General features: G+C 59.9%; 18 protein-coding genes. 10 read left to right on the top strand and 8 right to left on the bottom strand.

Annotation, left to right across the window (positions count from 1 at the left end):
- Positions 1-135: 135 nt before the first annotated feature.
- From ACIQT2_RS10205 to ACIQT2_RS10180, 6 genes are all read right to left on the bottom strand, one after another.
- Entirely contained in the window at positions 136-921 is a 786-nt protein-coding gene (locus tag ACIQT2_RS10205; RefSeq protein WP_402946009.1) for an amino acid ABC transporter ATP-binding protein, read from the bottom strand.
- Positions 918-1,883, bottom strand: a complete 966-nt coding sequence (locus ACIQT2_RS10200) for an amino acid ABC transporter permease (RefSeq protein ID WP_402946007.1) — start codon at positions 1,881-1,883, stop codon at positions 918-920. The genes ACIQT2_RS10205 and ACIQT2_RS10200 overlap by 4 nt, the downstream gene beginning before the upstream one ends.
- Complete coding sequence (locus tag ACIQT2_RS10195) at positions 1,873-2,829, bottom strand: ABC transporter substrate-binding protein (RefSeq protein WP_402946005.1); 957 nt, start codon at positions 2,827-2,829, stop codon at positions 1,873-1,875. Before ACIQT2_RS10195 ends, ACIQT2_RS10200 begins: the two co-directional genes overlap by 11 nt.
- Positions 2,830-3,352: 523 nt before the next feature.
- A complete protein-coding gene (locus tag ACIQT2_RS10190; protein ID WP_402946004.1) occupies positions 3,353-4,576 on the bottom strand; it encodes a M20 family metallopeptidase in 1,224 nt (407 codons plus the stop codon).
- A gap of 423 nt (positions 4,577-4,999) precedes the next feature.
- A complete protein-coding gene (locus tag ACIQT2_RS10185) occupies positions 5,000-6,313 on the bottom strand; it encodes an MFS transporter (protein ID WP_402946002.1) in 1,314 nt (437 codons plus the stop codon).
- Complete coding sequence (locus ACIQT2_RS10180; RefSeq protein WP_402946000.1) at positions 6,310-7,230, bottom strand: polysaccharide deacetylase; 921 nt, start codon at positions 7,228-7,230, stop codon at positions 6,310-6,312. Before ACIQT2_RS10180 ends, ACIQT2_RS10185 begins: the two co-directional genes overlap by 4 nt.
- 224 nt (positions 7,231-7,454) lie before the next feature.
- On the opposite strand from ACIQT2_RS10180, the gene ACIQT2_RS10175 reads away from it, so the two are divergent.
- The 5 genes from ACIQT2_RS10175 to ACIQT2_RS10155 all read left to right on the top strand — a co-directional run bounded on the left by ACIQT2_RS10175 (position 7,455) and on the right by ACIQT2_RS10155 (position 15,544).
- On the top strand, positions 7,455-8,522 hold the full coding sequence (locus ACIQT2_RS10175; RefSeq protein WP_402945998.1) for an Lrp/AsnC family transcriptional regulator: 1,068 nt from the start codon (positions 7,455-7,457) through the stop codon (positions 8,520-8,522).
- Positions 8,523-8,648: 126 nt separating this feature from the next.
- Entirely contained in the window at positions 8,649-11,564 is a 2,916-nt protein-coding gene (locus tag ACIQT2_RS10170) for an FAD-binding and (Fe-S)-binding domain-containing protein (protein WP_402945996.1), read from the top strand.
- A 511-nt stretch (positions 11,565-12,075) separates the two neighbouring features.
- The gene (locus ACIQT2_RS10165; RefSeq protein WP_402945994.1) at positions 12,076-12,744 is read left to right on the top strand and encodes a GntR family transcriptional regulator; all 669 of its coding nucleotides are present in this window, start codon (positions 12,076-12,078) and stop codon (positions 12,742-12,744) included.
- A gap of 43 nt (positions 12,745-12,787) precedes the next feature.
- Complete coding sequence (locus tag ACIQT2_RS10160; RefSeq protein ID WP_402945992.1) at positions 12,788-14,413, top strand: BCCT family transporter; 1,626 nt, start codon at positions 12,788-12,790, stop codon at positions 14,411-14,413.
- The gene (locus ACIQT2_RS10155; protein WP_402945990.1) at positions 14,414-15,544 is read left to right on the top strand and encodes a mandelate racemase/muconate lactonizing enzyme family protein; all 1,131 of its coding nucleotides are present in this window, start codon (positions 14,414-14,416) and stop codon (positions 15,542-15,544) included.
- A gap of 488 nt (positions 15,545-16,032) precedes the next feature.
- On the opposite strand, the gene betT is transcribed toward ACIQT2_RS10155, so the two are convergent.
- Both betT and ACIQT2_RS10145 read right to left on the bottom strand, forming a co-directional pair.
- Positions 16,033-18,162, bottom strand: coding sequence for a choline BCCT transporter BetT (gene betT, locus ACIQT2_RS10150; protein WP_402946076.1), 2,130 nt, complete (start codon positions 18,160-18,162; stop codon positions 16,033-16,035).
- Positions 18,163-18,491: 329 nt separating this feature from the next.
- Entirely contained in the window at positions 18,492-18,869 is a 378-nt protein-coding gene (locus tag ACIQT2_RS10145; RefSeq protein WP_402945988.1) for a cupin domain-containing protein, read from the bottom strand.
- Between the two features lie 448 nt (positions 18,870-19,317).
- Between ACIQT2_RS10145 and ACIQT2_RS10140 the strand changes: the two genes are divergently transcribed.
- From ACIQT2_RS10140 to mobF, 5 genes are all read left to right on the top strand, one after another.
- Positions 19,318-19,722: a cupin domain-containing protein gene (locus ACIQT2_RS10140; protein WP_402945986.1), complete on the top strand. Its 405-nt coding sequence runs from the start codon at positions 19,318-19,320 to the stop codon at positions 19,720-19,722.
- Positions 19,723-19,822: 100 nt separating this feature from the next.
- Positions 19,823-20,185 carry a cupin domain-containing protein gene (locus tag ACIQT2_RS10135; RefSeq protein WP_402945984.1) on the top strand — a complete coding sequence of 121 codons (363 nt, stop codon included), beginning with the start codon at positions 19,823-19,825 and terminating at the stop codon, positions 20,183-20,185.
- Between the two features lie 405 nt (positions 20,186-20,590).
- Entirely contained in the window at positions 20,591-21,178 is a 588-nt protein-coding gene (locus ACIQT2_RS10130) for a TetR/AcrR family transcriptional regulator (protein ID WP_402945982.1), read from the top strand.
- 450 nt (positions 21,179-21,628) lie between these two features.
- A complete protein-coding gene (locus ACIQT2_RS10125) occupies positions 21,629-21,970 on the top strand; it encodes a hypothetical protein (protein WP_402945980.1) in 342 nt (113 codons plus the stop codon).
- Entirely contained in the window at positions 21,967-25,527 is a 3,561-nt protein-coding gene (gene mobF / locus ACIQT2_RS10120; RefSeq protein WP_402945978.1) for a MobF family relaxase, read from the top strand. Before ACIQT2_RS10125 ends, mobF begins: the two co-directional genes overlap by 4 nt.
- Positions 25,528-25,534: the final 7 nt, after the last annotated feature.

Below are 25,534 nucleotides of genomic sequence, written 5' to 3'. Positions count from 1 at the left end.
CAGTGGTTTTGTGCCAATGAATGCGGGCTGTGGTGAAAGCCCGTACCGTCTGGTCCTGCCCTTGTCGGCGGGGCACATCCTTGGAGATTCCTCATAAGAAGGCCCCGCCGACAGATCGTGCTGGTCGTTCGTCGCCTATTCGAGGACCCGACGCAGGAACTCTCGGGTACGAGGTGATTTTGGATTGCCAATAACTTCGGCGGGGGTTCCCAGTTCGCGGATCTCGCCTCCGTCGAAGAAGGCAACCCTGTTTGCCACTTCGCGGGCGAAGCCAATCTCATGAGTCACGACGACCATGGTCATTCCCGCGGCAGCAAGGTCACGCATCACGCTCAGCACTTCACCGACCAGCTCGGGGTCCAGAGCCGACGTGGGCTCGTCAAACAACATGACCCGGGGGTTCATGGCCAAGGCACGTGCGATAGCGACCCGCTGCTGCTGGCCTCCCGAGAGTTGCGGGGGGTATGACTGCGCTTTGTCGGCGAGCCCGACGCGGTCCAGCAGCTCCATTGCCAGTGAGCGTGCCTTCTCGGGTTTGACTGATTTAACGCGAATGGGCGCCTCAATGATGTTCTGAAGGACCGTCATGTGCGGAAACAGGTTGAAGTGCTGGAACACCATGCCGATCTCGGCCCGTTGGCGGCAGACCTCTTTGTCACGCATTTCGCGCAGAAACCGCTTTTCGTGCTTATAGCCCAGCAGTTCGCCACCCACGAAGAGGGCGCCCGAATCTATCTTTTCGAGATGATTGATGCAACGGAGGAAAGTGGTCTTACCGGCTCCGGAGGCCCCGATCAGGCACACTACCTCCCCGCGTTCGATGTCCAGGTCAACGCCCTTGAGCACCTGGATCGGACCGTAGCTCTTGTGAACATTACGAGCCTGGATGATGGGTTCGGATGTCTCAACAGGGGCTCTCATCGGAGCACTCCTCCTTTTTGGCGCACTGGCATGAGATTCCTGCGGAATCGGGCCCAAAGTGATATCGGAGCTGTTCGGCTGATACCTCTGCCGAAACGTTTCTCGAGCAGTTGCTGGAAGACCGAAAGAACAGTCACAATTGCCAGATACCAGATGCTGGCAACCGCGAGAAGCGGAATGACTTGGAATGACTGGGCATAGATCGTCTGTGCGCTGTACAGCAGTTCGGACATGGTGATAACACTCACCAGCGATGTGGACTTGAGCAGGTTGATCAATTCGTTGCTTGACGGCGGAACGATGAGCCGCATGGCCTGCGGAAGAACAATCCGGCGAAGGATCATTGGTTTGGGCATCCCCAAGGCCGAGGCGGCCTCGGTCTGTCCGTTGTCGACTCCAAGGAGCCCGGCCCGGACGATTTCGGCCATGTACGCGGCCTCGTTCAAGCACAAGCCCAGAAGAGCAGCCGTGAGGGGCGTTATCAGGTCGTTGGTCGAGACGCTGAAGAGTGGCGGGCCGAAAGGAACGTTCAGCGCGATCACGGGTGTCAGCGTTGCCAGATTGAACCAGAAGATCAGCTGAACGAGGAGCGGAGTTCCTCTGAAGAACCACACGTATGCAGCGCTGGGAGCACTGAGGACAGGGTTCGCTGACATTCTGGCGATGGCGATCACGGTTCCCAGCACCACTGAGATCACCATGCTGACCACGGTGAGCCAAACCGTTGTCCACACACCCTCAAGGATCCGGCCGGACAACATGTATTGTCCGATCACATCCCACTGCATGCCCTCGTTGGTGAACAGGAAAGCGAGAATGAAGTAGGCCAGCAGTACGACGACTACGCTCGCGATGTACCTGCCAACTCGTGTGGGGGGCCTGGTAGGGAGGTCTGCCACAGCAAGAGGCGTGAGCCCGGTCCTGCCCCTCAGCGGAGACGGATCGGTGACATTACCCGGCATTGCTGGCTCCTGACGGAGCCGTGCTTGGCTCGGTCTCGGTGTAGATCGTGGGCTTCTTGACAGCATTCGTCGTCTGATCCCATTTCGTAAAGATCTTTTCGTACGTTCCGTCGTCCATGAGTGACTGCAGGGCGGACTGGGCTGCCTTCAGCAAATCGGCGTTATTCTTTGCGATCGCAAATCCACAGGCGGCGGGTTCGTACGGTTCGCCCACAGTCTGCAGTTTGTCGCCTGTCTGCTTGTTCACATAAGAAACGGTCGAAGAGTCATCAAGCATGGATTCGATTTGCCGGCTGATCACGGCTTGAACTAGCGCAGACTGATCCTGGAGTACTGAAACGCGGATTGCCGGCTGGTTTGCCTTCGCGCAGGCGTCATTGAGGGCAGGGATTTGAGCCTGGGCAATGGACCCGGTAATAACGCCAGTTGATTTGCCGCAGAGAGTGTCTGTTCCGGTGATTCCCGTGGAGCTGCCCTTGAGGACTGAGACCAGCGTTGCTGCATCGATGAAGTGGATGAAGTTGGCCTGCTTACGTCGCTCGGGTGTAATCGTGAAGGGGGCCATCGCCACATCGAAACGGTTGCTCCCGAGTCCAGCGAGCATTGCGTCGAAGGGGGCCTGCTGGATGGCGACCTTCAATCCCAACCGCTGTCCGATGGCGGTGATGAGTTCGACGTCCATGCCGTCGTTGGCTCCATCGACAGATTTGAATTCAAACGGCGGGTAGTTCAGGCCGCTAGCTACTGTCAGGGTCCCCTTATCGCTAATGGATTTAGGGAGCATCGCGCGCGAGTGATCATCCACACCAACTGAGGACTCAGTCGAGCTTGAGGGGCCATTGGTGCCCGCTGTTCCGCTAGAGGAGCAGCCTGCCAAGGCGGTTACGGCGATGATTGCCGTCGCCATGAGAAGCCTGCTCTTGGCCACAGAAGAAGAAGTATTCATTGTTTGTCCTTGCAGGAGGTAAGGATTTTCTTTCAGAAAACAGCCACACTGTCTGGTCAAGGTGACTGCTTGTGGTCCAGGTGGGTGACCCTGGAGTTAAGGCAGATTGTTATAGGCCGGGCTTCCGCTGGTACGCCAGTCTGAGCCGGAAACCGGGTGGATCGGAAAGTGTGCTCCCTCCACGGTTCGCGTAGGGGTTGTCCCCCGACCGGATGTTTGAAGCCTTCAGCCCTCCGGGCACATCAGGGCATTTAGTCTCCTTATGAATCCAAGCATTGGGAATCCTTCTGGGTCCGGCGTTGGTTGCACTGAAGCTCACACAAGGTAACGGTCTTCCGTCATTTCGGAGCTAGAAACCGACACACCATCTGTGTCCTCGATCACAATCATCTGCGGCCTTGCTGTTGAAGTAAAGCGTTAGTTTGAGGGCATTTTCGTCCGTAAATTGCGGATGATTGGAACGGATATCTGCACCCTGGGGTGGCGAGCTCGATGGCTAAGCCGCCTTCTGGAAGCGCAGGTCCTAGTGACGGGAGTTCGCCCGCTGAAGCCTGTGTTCGGTCAGGAGCCTTTCGGGTGTAGGAAGCTTCGAGTCGTAGTGAAGTTCAGCGAGCAGTGCGCTGGTCAAACATGTTCTTTCGAGCATGCCATCGATGCTGATCCACTCATTGCGTGCGTGTGCGCCGTCTCCGATGGCTCCGAGGCCATCGAGTACGGGAAGACCGAGGGCGGCCGCGATGTTTCCATCGCTGGCCCCTCCCACGGAGGTTTCGTTGAGGTCGAATCCCAGCTGGGTGGCCGCGGCCTGCGCCGTTGAGAAGAGTTTCCCTGTCTGGAGGGAGCGCGGCATGACAGGTCGGTTCCACCCGCCGGTGACTGTCAACACCGCCTCTGGATGTCGGGTCGCGAGGTTATCGAGAACGGCATCGATCCTGCGGGCTTCGCCCTCGCTGCTGACCCGGATGTCCAGTTCAGCGGTTGCGGTTCCCGCTGTGACGTTTGGTCGAGTACCGCCCTTGACCAGGCCGACGTTGACCGTTGTCCCGTTATCCATATCGGTCTGTGCATGCAGCTCAACGATCACCCGTGCCATCTCGTCGATGGCGCTGACGCCGGCTTCGGGATCCAGCCCGGCATGAGCTTCCCGTCCGGTGATTTGTATCTGGAACAGTCCCACGCCCTTGCGTGCAGTCTTAACGGCCCCGTCAGCGCTGGCTTCAAAGACCAGCACAGCATCGCTTCGTAGGGCTTCTCGTTCGATAACGGGCCTGGAGGACGGGCTGCCCACTTCCTCATCTCCCGTTAAGACAAGACGAACGTTGGGAAGGGGCATACCGAGTTCTTTGCTGGCCTTCAAAGCCCACACGAGTTGCACGGTCCCGGCTTTCATATCGAAGGCTCCGGGACCGGAGAATCGGTCACCTTCGATCGTTGGGTGCCATTGGGTGAGTGTTCCGGCTGACCAGACAGTGTCGTAATGGCATAAAGCTGTGACCCAGGCGTCGTCTTCGTTGTCCGTCGCGTAGTCAAGGATGAGGATGTCGCCCCAGGCGCCGCCGTCGACGTGGCGGCGGCTATCGGGTTTGCCGAGTCTCTCGTGCAGCCATTTCTCGATCCATGCCAGGCCGGCATCGAGGAGAGCCTTGTCGTCGCTAGGGGTTTCGTGGCACACGTAGGTGAACAGGTCAGCGACCATGTCAGGGCGTTTGAGGGAGGTCCAGGTAACCAAGTCTGAAATGACGTTCATAGTTTTCCTGTCTGTGTTGGCGGACTCGGCCTGGGCTCTCATCGAAAGCGGCCAGATGGGCTTCGTCCATGCTGATAGTGGGCTTCCCAGCAGTTGAATCTGGGCAGGCAGGTAATCCAGCAGCGGCAGCCGGAGACCGCGCCTCGCCGTACTGGTGATTATGTCTCTGGTATCCAGGTGAGCGATGGCGGATGTCAGCATGCTGATTGATGTCCGGCCCCGTCCTGGTTTAGGTGGCGGGCCATTCAACATGGCCGTAAGGGCAGCCCTCTTGAATCGAGCTCGTACCGGCTGCTCGGCAAGTCGTTGCCGCCGCGGTCCAGTTCGCCAGCGCTAAGGTCGACCAGCGTCAGTTGTTAGACGGGCTCCGCGAAACCGCGTGCCTCCTCCGGCCAATGCTGTTGGTGATGACCATGCGCCGGCTTAATCGAGGTCCTTGCCCTTTGTTTCCTTCATGGTCAGATACACGACGACGCCAATGGCGGCGGCCAGAGCACAGTAGACCCAGACAAAGTCACCGAGACCGCTGGTGGTCATCCACGTGGTGATGTAGGGGGCGGTTCCGCCGAAGATCGCTACGGCGAGCGAGTAGGGTAGGCCGATGCCGGTAGCACGTACTTCAGCGCGGAACTGTTCGGCCATGATGGCGGCGCAGTTGGCTGAGTAACCTAGCAGGAAGATTATGCCGATGACTTCAACGAGCAGCAGCATCCAGAAGTTGCCGTTCATGAGATTGAAGGCCGGCCATGCAAACAGCAGGAAGCCTGCTGCGAATGCCGTCATGGTGGGCTTTCGCCCGATCTTGTCTGAGAGCAGTCCTGCGAAGGGAAGGAGGACAGTGAAGACCCCGACGGCAATGACGTTGGCGATTAAGGCTTGGCTCAGGGGGATGCCGGTGGTCAGCGCGGCATAGGTGGGCATATAGGAAACCCAGACATAGGTGAGCAGAGCACCGGCAATGGTTATCCCGAAGACCTGGAGGGTTGCCTTAGGGTACTTGACGAACATCGTGTGCACGGCGTTCCGTTGGCTCTTCCCGGTAGTTTCCGCGCGTTCCTTGGCATTGATGAACGATTCTGTTTCTGATACGGAGGACCTGAGCCAGAGACCGACGAGTCCGAGCAGTGCCGCGAAGACAAATGCGGCACGCCAACCCCAGCCGTCGAGGGCTTCCTTGGAGAGTGTGGAAGTTATGATGGCGCCGATGCCAGAGGCTACGAGTACGGCGGCCCCAACGGAGACTTGCTGCCACGATCCAGCGAAGGCACGGCGCTTGGGTGCGGCCGACTCAACAAGAAAAGCCGAGGAGGAACCGAACTCTCCGCCGGCCGAGAAGCCCTGGACCATGCGGGCGATGACGAGAATGATCGGTGACAGCAACCCAACGGTTTCGTAGGTGGGTGCCAGACCAATGACGAGGGTGGCGCAGGCCATCATGCTGATGGTCAGGACCAGGCCCTTCTTGCGGCCGTGCCGGTCGGCGTAGGCGCCCATGACGGCAGCGCCCACAGGTCGCATGATGAAGCCAACGGCAAAGATGGCAAGGGTCGCCAAAAGGGCAGCTACTTCGTTGCCCTTGGGGAAGAAGTGGTGAGCGAAGACGGAAGAGAAGGTCGTGTAGATGGCCCAGTCCACGAATTCGACGGCATTACCGATGCCACCGGCGATGATGGCTTTGCGTCCCTTGGCCGACAATTTGGTTTCGTGGGGTGCGTCCGAGATAGTTTGGTGGGTCATTGCTGGGGGGTCCTAGCGGTGAGTCGGGATCCAAGATGGGTTGCAAGTTTTTCGTGTGTTGTGATCCAGAGTCCGTCGTGGGACCGGATGTACTTCAGGAGGTCTTCGAGCACGACCAGACGGGATGGGTGCCCAATGACATGGGGATGCAGGGTGAGTTGGAAAACCCCGCCTGACTCGTAGGCGAAATCGAATTCGTCCTTCCAAATCTGGCCCAGCTGACGCGGCGGCATATAGGGCCGCAGGCCTGTGTAACGATCCATGGTCAGATACGGGGCATCGTCACGGATCCATTCCACCGGAATCTCCACAATCCCTGTAGGCTCGCCGTCCGCGATGAGTTCGTAAGGTACGTCGTCAGCCATGAGAGAGGAGTCGTATGTGAAGCCGAGTTCACGGATGACATCCATCGTAGAGTCGGAAAAATCCCACGATGGCGTGCGGATGCCGGTTGGCTTCGCCCCTGATTGCTTTTGAAGAACCTCTGCGGCCCGGCCGAGTAGGTCCAATTCCTGATCAAACGTCAGCAAGGTGTTTCGTTCGTGTATCCACCCGTGAACACCAACCTCGTGTCCTGCATCCACATATGAGGGCACTTCCTGTGGCCGCAACAACGCACATACCGCAGGAATGTAGAACGATGCGGGTATCTCATAGCGGTGGAGGAGCCGAAGAATGCGAGGTACGGCAGCACGTGCCCCGTATTCGCCCTGGGCCATCCGTCCGGGTGAGGTTTCGCCGTCACGCAGTGGAATCGTTTCGTGGTCTGAATCGAATGACAGCAACACCGCCGCTTTCGCTCCGTCCTTCCAGCGCGCCGTTGGGTCGGGCGCGAGAAGCGACTCACCGGCCCGGATCTTTTCAATATGGCCGCGCCATTGCGGCTCGGTCCATTCCCAGGGCTGGGGATTGTTCAATGGGCACTCCTAATAGATAGTCGCTGAGCAGATCAGCTCCGGAGCCGCTCCCCGACGGTGGATAAATCAACCGACAATCAGGGTGACGCAGCTCTCACACCAAGGAGCATAGTGCGATATCACCCTCTTAGGCAAGATGTTTTGGTAATTTCATTCATCTCGTTGAGTGTTCATGGGTTTTTCGCCTACTCAAACCGTCTAAACAAGGGTATTCTGGACGTACTATGACAGTGGATCAAGCAACGCGAGATATCGGCGAGCCCGTCGTCAAAATCAAGGACCTACGGCTGGATGAGACGGACCTGGACATCATCGCTGCCCTTCAGGTCGCGCCGCGGGTACCCGCGAACGCTCTGGGAGAGATCCTGGGCGTGCCCACCAGCACGATTACCCGACGGCTGAAACGCCTGCAGGACGACCGATTGATGAAGATCGTGGGTCGCTTCGCCTGGCCGCTGATCCTGTCAGGCAACCCCCGTCAATTATGGATTCGGTGCCTCCCCGGGCAGGCTATGAAAGTTGCCCAGCGTCTTAAGGCATTCCGCGAAATCCAGCTACTCATGATCACCTCGGGTTCCAGTGACATCTATTGTGATGTCTTCCCTCTAAAGGGAACTGACTTGGATTCGCTCATCAACTGCCAAATTTCGTCTCTTGACGGGATCGCCTCCGTTGAAACCCACTTGGTTCTGGACTCGCGCAGAGTCGGCCAGTCCTGGCGGCTGGCTCGGTTGACACCACAACAAACGACCGCACTCTCCGCCCACACCGTGCTCGTGAACCAGCCAGCGTACAGGTCTCTCGATGACATGAGTGATCTCGAATTCCGTACCATGAGTGAGCTCGGCCGCAATGCCCGCGCTTCAGCGGCGGAGATCGGAAGAACCCTTGACGTGGGAAGCTCGACAGCATACCGGGCCATACAGAACCTGCTCGCAACCGGTGCCATCTCCCCCCGCATCGAAGTCGAACCCGGAGCAGTAGGTTTCCCGCTTGCCGCTGTCGTCTCCCTTCAGGTCAAACCAAAATCGATAAGCGCGGTCCTGGACAGACTCTCAGCACATCCAGCAGCCCGTATGGTCTCAATGGTCACCGGAAAATCACCCGTCGCGTTCTCTGGCGTTTTCAGCGGGCCCCAACAACTGGCACAATTCCTCACCGAGGACATCGGTGCATTACCCGACATCCAGGCCATGGACACGTGTGTAAGCAACAACGTTCTGCGCCGGTACTGGATGGACAGAGAAAAATTCCGGATCGGCAACCAAATTGACGGACTCCTCCAACGTTAGAAATGCCGTCCAGTCGACACCGCGGGTTCCCTCTGTTGGAAGCGTGCGGTGGGGTTGCGCGACTGGAATTGATGCTCCCTCTCGCCCCGGCGCAGCACACGCTAAGAATTGAGTTTGAGGTAAGTCATGACCCAAGAAGTTCCCACTGCCGTGGAGACAGCGCCTGTCCTGACCCGGTTGGAGGCAGCCGGGATACCCGCTGAAACCTCCGGCCACCGTCTGGCCGCCTACTCCTACGATGCGTCCAACTACAGGCTCGCGCCCGTAGCCGTTGTGTTCCCCCGCAACGTCCAGGACGTCATCGCAACCCTCGCGGCCTGCCGCGAAACCGGCACCGCGCTGGTCAGCCGCGGCGGTGGGACCTCCATGGCAGGCAACGCCATCGGCCCTGGCATCGTGCTGGACTTCTCCCGGCACATGAACCGGATCCTGACCATTGACGAAGGTGCCGGGACAGCGGACGTTCAGGCCGGCGTCGTGCTGGCAACCCTGACCCGGGAAACCGAAAAGGCCACCGGAGGGAACCTGACCTTCGCCCCCGATCCATCGTCGAAGAACCGCGCCACCATTGGCGGTTCCATCGGCAACGACGCCTGCGGCAACCACTCCGTCCGTTACGGGCGGACCTCGGACCACGTGGTGGAAATCGACGTCGTCACCTCCGACGGCGCTCAGCTCACCGCAACGGCGACCGGGCTCAGGGCAACCGACCCTGCCGACGCCTACGCCGTGTCCCGCGCCTTTGACCTGTCAGAGGACCTGAAAAAACTCGCGCAGGACAATCTCGCAGCCTTCCGGGTGGAACTTGGTCGTATCCAGCGCCAAGTCTCCGGATACCACCTGGCCAACCTCCTACCCGAAACCGGCCTGAACGTCGCACGTGCCCTCGCCGGCACTGAAGGCACGTGCGCCGTGGTGGTCCGGGCCAGGATGAAGCTCGTACCCAAGGCACCCTCGGCCCTGCTCGTGTGCCTGGGCTACGCCGACGTCGTTGACGCGGCCAAAGACATCGAGACCATCCTTGAGTTCTCCCCGGCCGCGGTGGAAGGCATCGACGAAGCGATCGTCGACACCATGCGGCTGCGCCGCGGAGTCGATTCCGTCCAGGGGCTGCCCAACGGCAAAGCGTTCCTCTACGTGGACCTGGACGGCGACGACCCCCAAGACGTCGCCCGGGAGGCCGAACGCCTCCTGGAGCGGCTAGCCGCGAACGGCCGGTTAGTGGATGGCCGCGCCGTTCCGGACGTGGCGCAACGCGCCACACTGTGGCGGGTCCGGGAAGACGGAGCTGGTCTGTCCTCCCGGCCCGCCAGCGGTGGAGAATCCCAGGCCGGATGGGAAGACTCCGCCGTCGCCCCACAAAACCTGGCCGCCTATCTGGCCGACTTCCGTGAACTCCTGAACGAACACGGCCTGACCGGCATCATGTACGGGCACTTCGGCGCCGGCTGCATGCACATCCGCATCACCTACGACCTCCGCAGCGAAGAAGGACGCAGCGTCTTCCGGAAGTTCACCCACGCCGCCGCCGAACTCGTCGTCCGGCACGGCGGATCGCTCTCCGGCGAACACGGCGACGGCAGGGCCCGCTCTGCACTGCTGCCCGTCATGTACTCCCCGTCCATGATGGCCGCCTTCCAGGCCTACCGGAACATCTGGGACAGCGCCGGGATCCTGAACCCCGGATCCATCACCGACGCCGACGCCTTCGACGCCAACCTCGCCCTCGAAGGCATCCCGGACCGTGAATGGCGGACCCATTTCGAATTGCGGCCCGTGGAAGCGGCCGTGGCAGGGGCCGACGCGTGGGTTCACGCCGTCCAGGCCTGCATCGGTGTCGGCCGGTGTCGGTCCGATGCCGGCGGTGTCATGTGCCCCAGCTACCGGGCCACCGGGGACGAAAAAGACTCAACCCGTGGCCGGTCCCGCGTCCTGCAGGACATGGTCCGCGGCGCCCGGAGCATCGACGAGGGCTGGAAGTCCGAGGACGTCCGCGAAGCACTGGATTTGTGCCTGGCCTGCAAGGCCTGCTCCAACGACTGCCCCGCCGGGGTGGACATGGCAACCTACAAGTCCGAGTTCTTTTCGCACTACTACGAAGGCAGACTGCGGCCCATGTCGCACTTCTCCCTCGGCTGGCTGCCGCGCTGGCTTAAACTCACCACGCTGATCAGCCCAATCGTGAACCTGGTGCTGGCCAGTCCTCTCGGGAAGGTCGTCGCAGCAGCCGGTGGGCTGACCACGAAACGGAAGATGCCCAAGTTCGCCTCACGCCGGATGCTCCGCGACGAGCTGGCGCCGTTCCGCAACACCCAGGGACCGGCCGATACGATCTTGTTCGTTGACTCCTTCACCAAGGGATTCCGGCCCGAGGTGGCAGGGGCCGCGGCACGGGTCATCGAAAGCACCGGCCGGCAAGTTGGCTGCGAGGCCGACGCCTGCTGCGGCCTGACATGGATCTCAACCGGGCAGCTGGACACCGCCAAGAAACTCATGGGCAAAGCAGTCGAAAAGCTCGACGACGGCACCGACGCCCCGATCGTGGTGATCGAACCCAGCTGCGCGGCCGCTTTGAAAAAGGACGCCCCTGAACTGCTCGGCACCGAAGCAGCCGAACGGGTTTCCCGCCGCATCCAAAGCTTCGCCGAGGCAGTGAAGGGATGGGTCGACGGTGGGTGGAACCCACCAACCGTGCCGCAGGCCGTCACCGTCCAAACACACTGCCACGAATACTCCACCTTCGGCGCAACCATCCAACGCAGGGCCCTGGCCGCACTGGGTGTTGCCGACGTCACCGAAGCCACCGGCTGCTGCGGTGTAGCCGGTAACTTCGGCTTCGAAGCCAACCACTACGACATCTCCATGAAAGTAGCCGAACAAGCCCTCGCCCCAGCCCTGGCTAAGACACCGGACACCACCCCGGTCCTTGCCGACGGGTTCAGCTGCGCCATGCAGGTCAAACAACTGGACCCCGACCGCAAGAGCCTGCACCTGGCCGAACTCCTCGACCCTGCGAAGAACCACAAAAGCGGGGCCTCGTAGCTCGTCGAGCACCGGAAACGCTCTCACGGCTTTAGCCGAGGAGGACCTTGGGGCATGCGAAATCCATACGAGCTGACCATCCGAACTCCACCGGGATGCATTTATCGGGACACTCCCGCGGCTGAAACCGGAGCATGATCGGTAACTGCCGTCACCGATCATGCTCCGGGCCACCCGGCGAGGTCAGTTGGGTCATGCGAGCCATCAGCATTTCTCCTTCGACTCGTGAGCGGACCCGAGACGGCACTTAGATGGCGGTTACCCTGCGGCTCCAAGTGATGCCAAGCGTGAACCTATACTTCATTCCTCCTCATAGCCGACCTCGTCAAGAAATCAGCCGCGATCTCGTTCGCAACTCTTCCCACCGCACCCAGGCACTGCGACCTCCAAGGTTCACACTCTTAGACTCATCACTTGTCAATGTGGTACGCCTCACTCTATATTTAGATTGTCGACAAACGACTGTCGGGCGACGACCGTCGGAACTGTGTCACTTGCTAAGGAGAAGATGATGGGAAAGCTGGAGCGCATATCCCTGAAGGACCGGCTGGCTGGAGAGCTGCGGCGCAAGATCCTTTCCGGTGAGTTGCGGCCTCATGCGCGGATCATCGAGCAGGAGCTGTCGGATGAGTATGGGGTCAGCCGTGCTGTCGTCCGGGAATCGATGCTGATCCTTGAACTTCAAGGGTTGATCGTTTCCACCCCGTACAAGGGCTCGGAAGTGGCTTCGATTTCACGCAGTGAGGTTGAGCATCTTCTCCTGCCCATCCGGGTTCAGATTGAACAGTTCGCCCTCACCGAAGGATTCAGTCTCTTCGACGCTGAGACCTTCGAGGCATTCGACCGGGCCCTTGCCGAGATGGAACGCGCGGTACTGAACAAAGACAGCGAAGCGTTCAACGAAGCGGACATGCGCTTCCACGCCGTCCTGGTTGATACATGCCCCGCGGACTCCGTGCGGGGCATCTGGGACTCCATCCACCAGCGCACCAGGATGCACTTCGCCCTCCAAACAGGCCGGACCGGGGCAACCACCCAATTCCTGGAAGACCACAAACACCTCGCCCGGGTGTTCCGGAGCGGTGACTTGGACGCGAGCCTCAAAGCCATCGAGGAACACATCATCGGCACCAACCAGCCCTACCTAGACCTGCTCGACGACGCAGCAGACACAGCCTGAGATTCACCCCCCAACCCAACCCCAGCGTGTCAAAGGAGACACCATGCTCGAAACAACGGCCGCCAAAACGGCGGCAGAAACCACGAATTCCCCGCGTTCACGGGTGGATAAAACGCTTGTTATTGGTTCCATCCTCGTCGTGGGAGTGGTCGTGGCAGCCTTGCTGCTCTGGCCCAAAGAAGCCCAAGCGTCGGCCGGTGTCCTCTTTGACACCTCCACACGTATTTTTGGTGCTCCCGTTCAGGTCCTGGGGCTGGGCTGTCTTCTCCTGGCTGTCCTGCTTGGCGTGTCCAAATACGGCAAAATCAAGCTCGGCGAAGGCAAACCCACCTACTCGAACGCGAGCTGGCTCTTCATGTTCATCTCCGCGGGCCTGGGCTCAGCGACCATGTACTGGGCCTTCATGGAATGGGCCTACTACTACCAAACCCCCGGCCTGAACCTGGAGCCCGAATCCCGCCAAGCCCTGGACATGAGCGTCGCGTACGCGTTCTTCCACTGGGGACCAATCCCCTGGGCCATGTACGTCGTAGCGGGCGTAGCCATGGCTTATTACTTCCATGTCCGGCGCGGGAAGCGGCTCAGCTACGCCGGCAACGTCGAAGCCGTCACCAAGAAAATCAAAGCCGACGGCATCGGCGGGCGGATCATTGACCTTCTGTTCCTCTTCGGCACCTTCGGCGGTCTGATCCTGACCGTGACCGTAACGGTCAGCACCGTCTCGGCAGGCGTCGCGAGTCTCATGGGCATCGAAAACGCCTTCTGGCTCAAAGCATCCATCCTCACAGTCTCGACCCTGCTCTTTGGTCTCAGCTCCTACATCGGAATCGACAAAGGACTCCAGAAACTCGCCAAAGTCGCCGTGATGGCAGCATTCCTCTTCGCCGCCGTCGTCCTGCTCATCGGCCCGGCAGAGTTCACGATCGGCAACATCGTCAACTCCGTCGGCCTGGAAGCACAGAACTTCCTGCACATGAGCCTCTTCACGGACCCCAACGGCGGAGGCGCGTTCTCCAGGGACTGGACCGTCTTCTACTGGCTGTACTGGATTTCCTACCTCCCCGGCGTCGCCATCTTCGTGACACGAGTCTCCAAGGGGCGGACCATCCGCCAGACCGTTCTCGGACTCATCGTCGGCGGCAGCGCCGGCGTCATGTTCTTCTTCGGCGTGCTCTCCAGCTACGCCATCAACCAAATGGCACACGGCACCGTCAACGCCCCCGAGGTTCTGACAGCAAGTGGCGGAGACACCGCCGTCGCACAGATACTCAACACCCTGCCCTTCGGACAAGTTTTCTCCGTTGTCTACTTCATCATCATGCTCGTCTTCCTCGCATCACACATGGACGCCACATCCTTCACCGTGGCGGCCGTCAGCACCCGGAACCTCCCCCACGGCAAAGACCCGTCGCGGCACCTGCGCCTGTTCTGGGTGGTTATGCTCGCAGCAGTACCCATGGCCATGCTTGCGATCAACGCGAACCTTGGGACCCTCAAAACCGGCCTTACCCTAACAGCCATCCCATTCCTGTTCCTCCTGCTGGTCCAGGTCTGGGGCCTCTTCAAGTGGCTACGGCAGGATGCCCCACGGATCGATCCCGAAACCGGGCTGGTCCGCCTCCCCCACCTTGAAGCAGTACAAGACGTCTCAGAGGAAAAGCAGAAGTAAATGAGAATCACAGACGTAGAAGCAATCTGGCTACGTATCCCCTCCTTCACGGAACCATGTGAATGGGGCGAAGATGCCTTCATCGTGCGGGTCCACACGGACACAGGAATCATCGGAATCGGCGAATCTGACAGCTCACCGGCTGTCCTCAAGGCACTCGTCGAAACACCCTCTTCCCACTCCACCAGCCGCGGTCTGCGGGACATCCTCCTCGGCGAAAACCCTCTCGAAATCTCACGGCTATGGCACAAAATGTACGAAGAATCCTCGTACATGGGACGACGCGGCGCCGGTATCCACGCCATCAGCGCCATCGACATCGCCCTGTGGGACATCGCCTCCCAACACTACGGCGTCCCTATCCACACGCTCCTCGGCGGCAAACTAAGGGACACGATTCCCGCCTACGGAACGATGATCCCCAAAGACACACCAACCGAAACCGCCGAGGCGGTCACCGAACTCCTGGCGGCAGGTTTCTCAAGCTTCAAACTCGGTGGCGGTCTCTTCGGCCTGGACCCCGAACACGACCAACGCATCGTCCACGCCGCCCGCAACGCGGCAGGCGATGACGCAAAAATCGCCGTGGACCTGGTCTACCGCTGGAAAAACTACAGATACGCAAAGACACAAGTAGACCGGCTCCACGAATACAACCTCAACTGGATCGAAGAACCCCTCCCCAGCGATGACCACGACGGACTCCGCCGACTGGCCGAAACCTCAAGAACCAGAATCACCGGCGGAGAAGGCCTCACGACAGTTGCCGAGTTCACCGACTTCATCAAAAACACCCGACCCGACATCATCCAGCCCGACATCACCCGCTGCGGTGGAATCAGCGAAATGCGCCGCATCCATGAAGTCGCGACCCAACACAGCACAGAACTCGTTCCCCACGGCTTCAGCACCGGAATACTGATGGCAGCCACGGTGCAGTTCCTGGCCAGCATCCCCGGCGGGAACCTCATCGAGTTCTCCCAAAGCACCAGCGCCCTCTACCAGGACCTGGTCACCAACCCCATCACCCTGGAAAACGGCGCCGTCCGCGTACGGAACGAACCCGGCCTCGGCGTGCAACTGGACGAGGACCTGATCTCAAAATACCGCGTAGAAATGAGCCTCGGCTAAACAACCCCGCGGCTCAGTCAGCGTGAGTCACTGAATACTATGCCAAGACATCTGTTGCCGCTCTAATGCCGGAAATCAATCCGCCGGAGACCGCAAGTCTCCGGCGGATTGGGGGGCGCGCGACTATTTCCTACAGCTGTGCTCTATGTGTCGAGGCTTTGGGACCTTTGCCAGGAGCATGGAGCCGTTCTCATCCTGTGACCTTGCTCTGAAGTTGGAAGAAAGCGCCCGGCATCCTCGGCGCGTCCCTTCGGCACCGTTCTTCGAACAGCAGCCCCTCTCCCAGTTTGGACCATACTTCATGAGGAACGCCGCCCTCCTGACCAATACAGGGCCTTTCCACCCACAACTGCAGGGTTTGGCGAACCTGGGGGGCCATGCGTCGCGGCAACGGTGAGGACCGGCACGTCACCCGGTAGGTGGCGCGGCGGCGTCTTCTTGGTACCGGATGACGCGACACATGAGAGCAGTGATCAGCATGAGGTGCATCACTTCCGGCCTGGGCGTTGCCTACTGCGGAGTTCGGGTTCGCCGAGTGCCTCTGATGCCGGTGGAGATGGTTTCTGGGCCGCGTTGGAGGGCAGTTCCTGCCTGCCGATGTGTGTGAGATAGCCCAGATGACTCTCGTAGCGGGCCAGGACGTCGTCGATCATTTGCTCATGTGAGACTCCCATGAGATCGTATCCGTCGGACCCCGTGCGGGTGAATGCCTCGACTCTGTAATAGACCTCCGTTTCGGGGAACATTCGTCCGCCGAATACCGGCACCGACGCTTCGACAGCTTGGGCCTCGTAGAGAAAGTCCTCATGGTCGGGAACCGCGACTGTCAGGACGTAACCGGGGATCCCGGTCTGCTCGTTTGGCACAACATTCACCTCTGCGTGATGTCCTTGCTTAGTGAACTCACCGATGAGTTCGGTCAGGGCGGGGACCACTGTTTCTTCCAGGAATGCGCTGGCTTGGGTCTTTGGGGGGTAGGACAGTAGGGCGGCGAGCCTGTGCTTCCACGTGCGGCCCAGCGTATGGTCACTTCCATGCGGGGCTATGAGTCCGCGTCTGAGTATGCGTCCTTCCCGGGCTGCCCGTTCCATCCGGAGGGCTTTAGTGAAGGATGCCATGACCAGCCACGCGATGATCGTCACTGGCAGCGCGAAGATCAGGGTGGCATGTTCCATAGTGCTAACGCCCCCGGCTATGAGCATCGCGATCGTCAACAGCGCGGTCACCAGAGCCCAAAAGATGCGTAGCCACTTGGCGCCGTCCTGCGACGCGTCCTGGATGGTGGAGGAGAAGTTGGACATCATCATGGCGCCAGAGTTGGCGCTTGTGAGGTAAAACAGCATGCCGGACAAGGTGCCAAGGCCGATGAGGAGGGGCGCTCCCGGGAACATGTCCAGCAGCGCGTACCAGCCCTGTTCGGGGCTATCCATGGCCAATTTCGCGAACTCGGTGTTGCCGCCAAGGACTTGGTGCATAGCACTGTTGCCGAAGATGCTGACGACGAGGAAATCGCACAGCACAGGGGCGGTGATGGCGGCAATGACGAATTCCCGTAGAGTCCGTCCCCGCGAGATGCGAGCCAGGAACAAGCCAACGAACGGCCCCCATGCCAGCCAGAACGCCCAAAAGAAGAGCGTCCAGCCGCCCATCCATTCCGATCCGCCTTCCTGATATGCAAAGGTCTGCAGCGTGCGTCCGGGCATCGTCACAATGAAGCGGCCTATGTTTTCCACCAGGGAGTTAAGTAGGAAGGAGGTTTGGCCGGTCACAAGGATGTACAGGAGCAGGGCCGCAGCGCTCCAGATGTTCAGTTCCGCGACCCAGCGGATCCCCTTGTCAACGCCGGACGTGCAGGCAGCGATCGTCAACACGACGGCGACGATGACAAGTGCGATCTGAAGAGCCAGTCCCTGTTCCAGGCCGAACATGATGGAAAATCCTACGTTCAGCAGGACGACGCCGATGCCCATGGCTGTGGCAACACCAAACACGGTGCCCACGAGGGTAACGACATCGATGGCGTCGCCAACTCCGCCCCGGACTCGTTTTCCAAGCAGAGGATACAGGACCGCGCGGATCGTCAGGGCTGTGCCGCGGCGGTAGGCGAAGTAGCCCATGGCCATGCCGAGTAGGGCATACATGGCCCAGCCGGCCACGCCGTAGTGGAACATGGTCCAGACCACGGCATCCTGGGCCGCCTCAGCGGACTGGCCTTGGCTCGCCGGGGGAGCCATGTATTGGGTGATGGGTTCGGTCACGGAGTAGAAGAGCATGTCGATGCCCACGCCGGATGCGAAGAGCATGGCCACCCACGTGAACAGTTTGTATTGCGGGCGGGAGTGGTCCGGGCCTAGACGGACCGAGCCGACCTTGGACAATGCCACCCAGAGGACATACCCGATTACTAGGGTGATGGTGAGGACGTAGAACCAGCCGAGGTTTTGGGCAATCCAGCCGACCACCGTTTTCATGGTGCTGTCCGCGATGGCGGGCATGAGCATCGCCCATAAGGAGAACGCGATGATGATGCCGGCAGAGATGGTGAAGACCCTCCAATTGACCTTGGGTCCTCGGTCCTTGGCGACCTCGGCCGGTGGCGACTCAGGCTCACTCTTCATAAGATTCGTACTCAACGGTCCAACTCCAATTCTGGTCTGTGCCATACGCCCGCAGCACAGCAAGTGGATATCCACAGGCGTTCCGGTCGGGCTGTTGTTCGAAGCGCAGGTTCTGTGTGTGGGACGCCTAAGCGCAGCTGTGAAGAACCCTGACTGGTTCAGGAGCGGCGGCCTCGAAAGTTGATCCGCACCTATTGCCCAGCTCCAGCGGCGGGGATGGAATCGCCAAGTGTCCCGTTGGTTTCGTCGGGCGCGACCTGCGTCGATGCGATTCCTGAATCTCGTCTCATCCCGGACCTGTTGTGGTCCGCGATGCGAAGTTACGAAGGCTAAGGTGCGAAGGTGCGGTCGCCGACGAAGAAGCCCAGGCCGCAGTCGGGAGTTTCGAATTTGACGGTTGTGCCCTTGGGGAAGAACAGCACGTCACGTTCCTTCGCGTGAGTGGTTTCCCCGGTGCTTTCGTCGGTGACGATGAACTCGCCCTGCACGACGACCTTCATTTCGTCGTACGTGTAGGTGTAGACGACGGGCTCGGAAGCCTTCAGCTCAAAGAAGCCGGCACTCATAACCGATCCGTCGGGGTTGTGTAGGGAATCGCCGATCGCCGCTTCACTGCCTGGCAGGTTCATCGAGGGCAACCCAGCGTGGCCATCTTCTACTTTGTATATGGCGCCGGCCTTGCTGAGCTTTCCTATGAGGGTTTCCATGTTCTCTCCTGAATGGTGTGGTGATGTCCCCACTTTGCGGAACTGCTCATCATCGCCAGAACCGTTCGTCGCGGACTGCAAAAACTGGGTAAAGGGACCAGGCGGGCGCACGACATGGCATCTACCTGATCACGAGAGGCGAGGCATCCCCACATTTCCACCGGGACCCGGCAAGCCAAAATTCGAACCGGCTGAGTGTGATGCCAATCACTTTCTGATCTCAGAACTTTTACATGCACAAGCGTCCAAGTCAATGGTTCAAGAAAGATTCTCGATCATGACATCATCCGCCTACTCTGCGTTCGCGCCAGGAGCAATGGAGATCTAGATGGACTGTTGACTTGGACGCATGTTCATGTCAGGGTGGTCGCAACATTGCGATGTCACCCTTGGATTCTTGGCTGCAAGAATCACCCGTTAGGGTTTCCCTCAGAGAACGGTTAAGACAATGACGACTACCACTCCTCAGACCTCAACAGAGGAGGCCATCGATGTGTGGCCAGCACAGTCTATGAAGCCTATGAAAGATGAGTGGATGGGATTGAGCTGCAGGTTTATCAATTCCCACCCCAGCGTTGGCAAATGGGAAGACTTCATCCTTTCGGAATGGGAACTTCATTCCTGCGCCTGGGAAGACTTCCATCCCCACACGGAGACCAATTTTGTTCTTGAAGGCGAACTGCATATCGAGAGTGGTGGGAAAACGGTTGTCCTCGGGCCTGGCGACGCAGCACGGGTCAACCCAGGTCGGACGGGACGGTATTTCGCGCCTGTATATGCGCGGATGGTGACCATTTATGGCCCAAATCCCCACGGCCTGGAGTCCCACTCTTTCAAATATTCCAATATCTAGGCACAAATCCGACACGTCAAATCACTCAAAGCTAACGACCCGCGCTGGCAGACCTGCCCGGATCGTCGGCACCAAATCATCCAATCTGGAAGGCAACCTCATGACTGACAAGACCACTCTCCTTTCTGCCCGACTCATTCGGGATGCCGGAAGCATCAAAGACTTGGACGATTGGGGACCCTGCCCGGAGGCGACGGGTAAGCAGATGGACACCCGTGGACGCTACCTGTGGAAAGAGTCAGATGGATCCGAATCCGGGATCTGGGAGTGCACTGCAGGCCCCTCGCGCTGGGTTCTGGAAACCAATGAATTCGTGCACGTCCTGTCAGGCTCCATGACAATCACTCCCGACGGCGGTGAACCGGAGCTTGTTGGTCCGGGCGACACTGTTTTCATCCCTCGAGGCTGGAGTGGGAACTGGGAGATCCATGAAACCCTCCGTAAGCTCTACGTCATCTTCTAGAGATCGTCCTTGTCCTTGCACGGCGGGAATTGCCATAAATGCGTTGAAAACCATGGTAATTCCGCCGAGGGATCAGATTGGGAGTAATCCCTCGGTGGAATTCAACGACCGGGCGGCGCCGGCTCCTGAGCCAAGTAAAGGCGCATGAATTTTGATACGCCCCTCAAAGTCTTGGACTGCACTGAGCCTTCTGCAGGCAAGCAACACCGTGTAGAGGAGCCCGAAGACTCCTAATGGGGTTGTAACACCCCTTCGGTTTTTAGACCGCCCAGATCCACAGATTCGTGATAGCCAGGGGTGAGTTGTGCGCGTGTTCGAGGGGGTTGTTCTGATTCCAGGCTACTACGGCCTAGTCTAAGTGGACCGGTCTGCCCGGCCGGTCCGGTGAGGCGAGGACAGGGAGCAATGCGGATACCCGCAGAAGAACGAAGAGAACAGTTGATCGCGGCTACCGTTGAAATCATGCGCCGGCAGGGCGTGCAAGGGGTAACGATCCGTGCGATTGCCAAGGAAGCCAATGCTCCCTTGGCAATCGTTAGCTACTGCTTCGACGGTAAAGACCAGATCATGGATGCCGCCGCCGAAGCGTGGCTGAGAAACTTCAGCCGGTTCTCTAGAGACGCTCCCGTCCATCTTGGACTTCGCAAAGCAGTCGAAAGCGTCGCCGAGGGCTACTGGCGGGCCCTGGTGGAAGAACCGGCCAACATCCTGGCCGAAATAGAAATGATTCTCTGGGCCACACGCAACGCTCCAGAGAGCCCGCTTGCCGCAAAGATTTACCCCGCCTACATCATGGAACTGGGAAACATTTTCGCTTCGGCAGCGATGCACAGCAGCGAAGAATCCCGAATAGACATCCCCTTGCTCGTCAGCTCATTCCTGATGATTTTCGACGGCGCCGCTATCCAATACATGACAGACCCAACCACAGCAACACCCAAGACCATGTACTTCATGATGATCGACGCACTTCTGACCAAGACAGGCCTCTAGACCCAAACCCACCCGCTCACCCATCGTGCTGTGGACTAAGTGATACCAGGTCTCCACCATCAGCCTGCTGAATCGGCCGAATGCCTGTGTCCTTTCATCGTGCCGAGCCGCAGCGTCCAACCTGAACTTCACCCCAACCTGAACTTCACCCCAACCTGACGTCACATTCAGTGATGATAAGCATCAGGTTAAGGCTCATATTGCCGATACCTGACGACGCAGCAACGAGGTCACAAAACCTAAGCTGACACCAGTCGAGCATCCGAACTCTGTTTCATCGTCGCGCTCGTCGTAGGGCAAGCCCACATTCCGGCACGGCGTCACAACATACCGCTACCCCGGGCGGTGCGAGCCCGTCAGTCGTCTCACACCTCTGGCATCCAAGGCCCGATTCCTCCATTTCGCGACGAATGGTCATGCACGCCGTCGACGACTCCACCATGAACGTTCGTGAACAAGAAGAACTCCACAGCATCCAAGAACACGAGCACTGACGTCTGCCAAGACCGCGTCGAACGCCTCACTACCGAACTGAGGTCCCAATCGACTGAACTCGAGCGACTCCACGCAATCTACGACGAGCTCGACACACGCAATGGTCTCCTCCACAACGAAGTCCTCCGACTGAAACGAGCCCAACGCACCAACGTCCAAGACCTCGCGCACGTGGCCGCAGCCCTGGTCCACGTGTCGAAAATGAAGGGCGTCGCCCTCGACCCAACCACCGTCGGCATCCTCCGCCGTCGAGGCTGGCTTCCCAGCAAAAGCAGAACCGGGGCGCTTCGTGCATGACGATGTCCATCGCCCGGCTATCGATAAAGTCCGGGCTAAAGTACCTCTTCAAGTCGACAATGCTCGACGACGCCCGCCCCACTCCCGCGGACACCATCAGCTACTACATGGCCACCGGCACACCGCAAGGCCGCTGGATCGGTCGCGGACTCGACGGCATCAACCGAACTGCCGGGCAGACGGTATCGGAGTCCGACGCAAGGTCAATCTTCCAAGACGCCCAACATCCTGACACAGCGGTGCCTCTCGGACGCGCTTACGGCGAAGCAACCATCACCCAAAAGAACCACGGACCAATCGCCAACCACGCCGTCGCCGGCTTCGACCTCACCTTCAGCGTCCCCAAGTCCGTCTCAGGACTCTGGGCCCTCAGCCCACGCCAACTACAAGAGCAGATTCTCGAAACCCACCACGAGGCAGTCGAGGCGACGGTCCGTTGGCTGGAGGACCTGGTCATCAACACCCGAGCCGGACGAAACGGCATCGCGCACCTCGGCACACGGGGAGCCATCGCCGCCGCTTTCGATCACTGGGAATCCCGTGCCGGCGACCCGCAACTCCACACCCACGTCGTGATCGCAAACCGCGTCCAGCGCATCACCGACGGCGCCTGGACCACACTCGACTCGCGAGGCCTCTACAAGGCGGTCGTCGCGGCCAGTGAACACTACAACGGCCTGCTCTTCGACGCCCTGAAACACAACCTCGGAACCGACACGGAAATCCGTCCACCAGCCCAAAACACACACAACCCGAGCCAACAACTGACCGGGATCGACGACGTCCTCATCCGTGAGTTTTCCAACCGATCGAGACTCATCGACGTCGAGACTGACCGACTGGTCAATGAATGGATCGCCGAGCACGGCACAAGACCATTGGCAACCACCACCGTCAAGCTACGTCAACAAGCGACCCTGTCCACAAGAAACCGAAAGGAGGCCGCCCCCGCTCCCCTGCGCGAGCTTTCCGCTGCCTGGCGCGCTCGCTCTCGGACCAAGGGCTTCGATCCCGAGAGGGTCGTCGCCTCCGTCATCCGACGGTCGCACAACCGACCCTTCCGGGTAGGCGACTTTGCCCCGGACTGGATTGCCGCCGTCGGGCATGTGACCCGTCAGCGTGTCGCTGAAAAGCGGTCCACCTGGAATCGCTGGAACCTGATCGCGGAGGCAGAGCGTGTTTGCGCCGAGATCCGTTGCGCCTCGCCGGAGGACCGCAACGCGATGATCGACGCCGTCGCCACGGCAGCAGAGCTCCAATCGGTGCCGCTCACCGAGTACCGCTACAGCCTCCCTGCCGAGGCTGCCGACGATCTCCGTTTTGCGAACTGGAGCGTCTTCGATTTTCACGGTTCGCGCGTCTACACGGACGAGACGACGCTTGCGCTCGAGGAGCACGTCCTTGCGGCAAGGAACGACGACGGCGGCCCAGCCGTCAGCGCGGATGTCGCCATGGCGTCGCTCGCCTCGTACAGAAAGGATGGCTCGTCGGAGCTGCACGACGACCAACGGGCGGCAGCCGCCGAAGTACTGCTGAGCACCCATCGGCTGGACGCAATCGTTGGCCCCGCCGGAACGGGAAAGACCACAACCCTCGGCGCGATCAAAGCCGCTTGGGAAGCTCAGTTCGGTTCGGGAAGCGTGGTTGGATTGGCTCCGGCGGCTGCGAGCGCCGAGGTTCTTGGCTCGGAGTTGGCCATGGGCGCCGAGAATGTGTCCAAGTGGCTTTACGAGTCTGTCGGCAGCGGAGCGGCGCAGAGGAGTTCGGCCTTCTTTGACGCAGAGTCGCGGCTCAACACACCAGTGGCGCGGGATGCGGCGAGGACACTGCTCGAGCAACGGATCACGCGGCTGGCGGCCGAGCAGGCCCTGTGGACCTTCAGCGCGAATCAGCTTGTGGTGGTCGATGAGGCGTCAATGGTTTCCACACAACAGCTCGCGGCCATCGTGGCACAAGCCCAACAGGCTCGCGCGAAGGTCATTTTGGTGGGTGATCCCGCTCAGCTTGATTCCATCGAAGCCGGCGGAGTTCTTGGGTGGCTCGACCGACAGGGCAAGGCGGCCAGGTTGAGTTCGATTTGGCGTTTCCAGCACGCATGGGAGGCATCGGCTTCTGTGGGTCTTCGCGGAGGCGACATTTCCGCCGTCAAGGAATACGAGCATCATGGGCGGATCGCTCACGGCACGTATCTGGACATGATGGACCGCGCCTATGCTGCTTGGCACTCCGACGTCCTTTCAGGGCGCGCTTCGGTCCTGATTGCTCCTGACAACGAGACGGTCGGCATGCTCAACCAGCGGGCCCAAGCTGACAGGGTTATCCTGGGCGTCGCCGATGCAGAGCAGACACTTGTGCTCAGGGATGGGCTGCAGGCGGGTCGTGGCGACATCGTCATTGCCCGTCGAAATGAACGATCCCTTGTGGACGACCAGGGTGCGTTCATTCGGAACGGAACTCTGCTTGAAGTGGTGAGCATCAACGTACGTCAGAGATCGCTGCGTGCTCGCCGAATGGACACTGACGCGACGGTCGAACTCGGCGCTGCATATCTGGAGTCATCCGTTGAACTTGGATACGCCACCACGGCACACAGGTCTCAGGGCATCACGGTGGACTCCGCCCACGTCGTAGTCACGCCTGGCCGGCTCACCCGTGAACTCCTGTACGTCAGCATGACCCGGGGACGACTGTCCAACATGGCCTATGTCAGTGAGAATGACCCCGACGAAGACGAGATCCTTGACCCGACCGCGCGATCCAGCTGGCGGGCGATACTCGGCGAAGTCCTGGCAGCGGAAGGCGCTGAGCGGACGGCCCACGAGGTTCGCGACCGTGAACGCTCCCACGCGGACAGCCTTGAGCGGCTCAACCGCGAGTACGACTATCTGGCTCAGCTAGCGGCGAGCGCCGATCTGGCAAGAACTCTCGAGCCTCTTTCGCCCGGTCTTGCTGACACACTGCGAGTCTCTCCCGCTTGGGGAGCAGCAGTAGCTGCGTGGCGTCAGGCGACAAACACCAATCGCCCAGGGGCGCACCGCGTACTCTCCGAATCCCTTGCCGCAGGCGCCACGGCCGAGGACCTCACCGCGGTGATCCACTCACGCCTTCGTCGCTACTGCTCCGCGATGCCCCACATACCCATCGATCCCATGACAGAACGGCTCTTCGTTGAACGTGACGACTTGAGAGAGACTCTGAATCAAGTACGACGGCGGATTGGGAAGCGGATGGACCACGTCGCCAGGGCTGCCCTACTTGAGGAACCTGAATGGAAGATAGCCCTCGCCACAGAGCTGGAGGCTCAAGCAGATGGGTTCGAGAATGCATCCTTGATTCGAGACGTTGCCGTCTACAGGGACCGTTGGGGTATCCACGACTCCTCTCTCGCTCTCGGTACAGCTCCAGCCAACTGGGAGTGGGAACAGCGCTCGCAATGGGAACACGTCCAAGCTGCAGTCCAAAGAGCGTCCCGGCCAGTCCTCGAGCCGCCAGACCTCGTGGACTTCAGCGGAATCCACACCCAGCAAAGCCTTACCAGCGCGGGCTGGCAGCTTTAAACTGGAA

Source organism: Paenarthrobacter sp. NPDC090522, from assembly GCF_044769225.1.
In the GTDB taxonomy this organism is placed as follows: Bacteria; Actinomycetota; Actinomycetes; order Actinomycetales; family Micrococcaceae; genus Arthrobacter.
The sequence above is the reverse complement of the archived record's forward strand: the minus strand, read 5'-3'. Positions and strand labels throughout refer to the sequence as shown.

Excerpts from the sequence above, each read along its gene's own strand:
- ACIQT2_RS10205 (WP_402946009.1), bottom strand. The coding sequence starts at position 921 with ATGAGAGCCCCTGTTGAGACATCCGAACCCATCATCCAGGCTCGTAAT.
- ACIQT2_RS10200 (WP_402946007.1), bottom strand. The coding sequence starts at position 1,883 with ATGCCGGGTAATGTCACCGATCCGTCTCCGCTGAGGGGCAGGACCGGG.
- ACIQT2_RS10195 (WP_402946005.1), bottom strand. The coding sequence starts at position 2,829 with ATGAATACTTCTTCTTCTGTGGCCAAGAGCAGGCTTCTCATGGCGACG.
- ACIQT2_RS10190 (WP_402946004.1), bottom strand. The coding sequence starts at position 4,576 with ATGAACGTCATTTCAGACTTGGTTACCTGGACCTCCCTCAAACGCCCT.
- ACIQT2_RS10185 (WP_402946002.1), bottom strand. The coding sequence starts at position 6,313 with ATGACCCACCAAACTATCTCGGACGCACCCCACGAAACCAAATTGTCG.
- ACIQT2_RS10175 (WP_402945998.1), top strand. The coding sequence starts at position 7,455 with ATGACAGTGGATCAAGCAACGCGAGATATCGGCGAGCCCGTCGTCAAA.
- ACIQT2_RS10170 (WP_402945996.1), top strand. The coding sequence starts at position 8,649 with ATGACCCAAGAAGTTCCCACTGCCGTGGAGACAGCGCCTGTCCTGACC.
- ACIQT2_RS10165 (WP_402945994.1), top strand. The coding sequence starts at position 12,076 with ATGGGAAAGCTGGAGCGCATATCCCTGAAGGACCGGCTGGCTGGAGAG.
- ACIQT2_RS10160 (WP_402945992.1), top strand. The coding sequence starts at position 12,788 with ATGCTCGAAACAACGGCCGCCAAAACGGCGGCAGAAACCACGAATTCC.
- ACIQT2_RS10155 (WP_402945990.1), top strand. The coding sequence starts at position 14,414 with ATGAGAATCACAGACGTAGAAGCAATCTGGCTACGTATCCCCTCCTTC.
- betT (WP_402946076.1), bottom strand. The coding sequence starts at position 18,162 with ATGAAGAGTGAGCCTGAGTCGCCACCGGCCGAGGTCGCCAAGGACCGA.
- ACIQT2_RS10145 (WP_402945988.1), bottom strand. The coding sequence starts at position 18,869 with ATGGAAACCCTCATAGGAAAGCTCAGCAAGGCCGGCGCCATATACAAA.
- ACIQT2_RS10140 (WP_402945986.1), top strand. The coding sequence starts at position 19,318 with ATGACGACTACCACTCCTCAGACCTCAACAGAGGAGGCCATCGATGTG.
- ACIQT2_RS10135 (WP_402945984.1), top strand. The coding sequence starts at position 19,823 with ATGACTGACAAGACCACTCTCCTTTCTGCCCGACTCATTCGGGATGCC.
- ACIQT2_RS10130 (WP_402945982.1), top strand. The coding sequence starts at position 20,591 with ATGCGGATACCCGCAGAAGAACGAAGAGAACAGTTGATCGCGGCTACC.
- mobF (WP_402945978.1), top strand. The coding sequence starts at position 21,967 with ATGACGATGTCCATCGCCCGGCTATCGATAAAGTCCGGGCTAAAGTAC.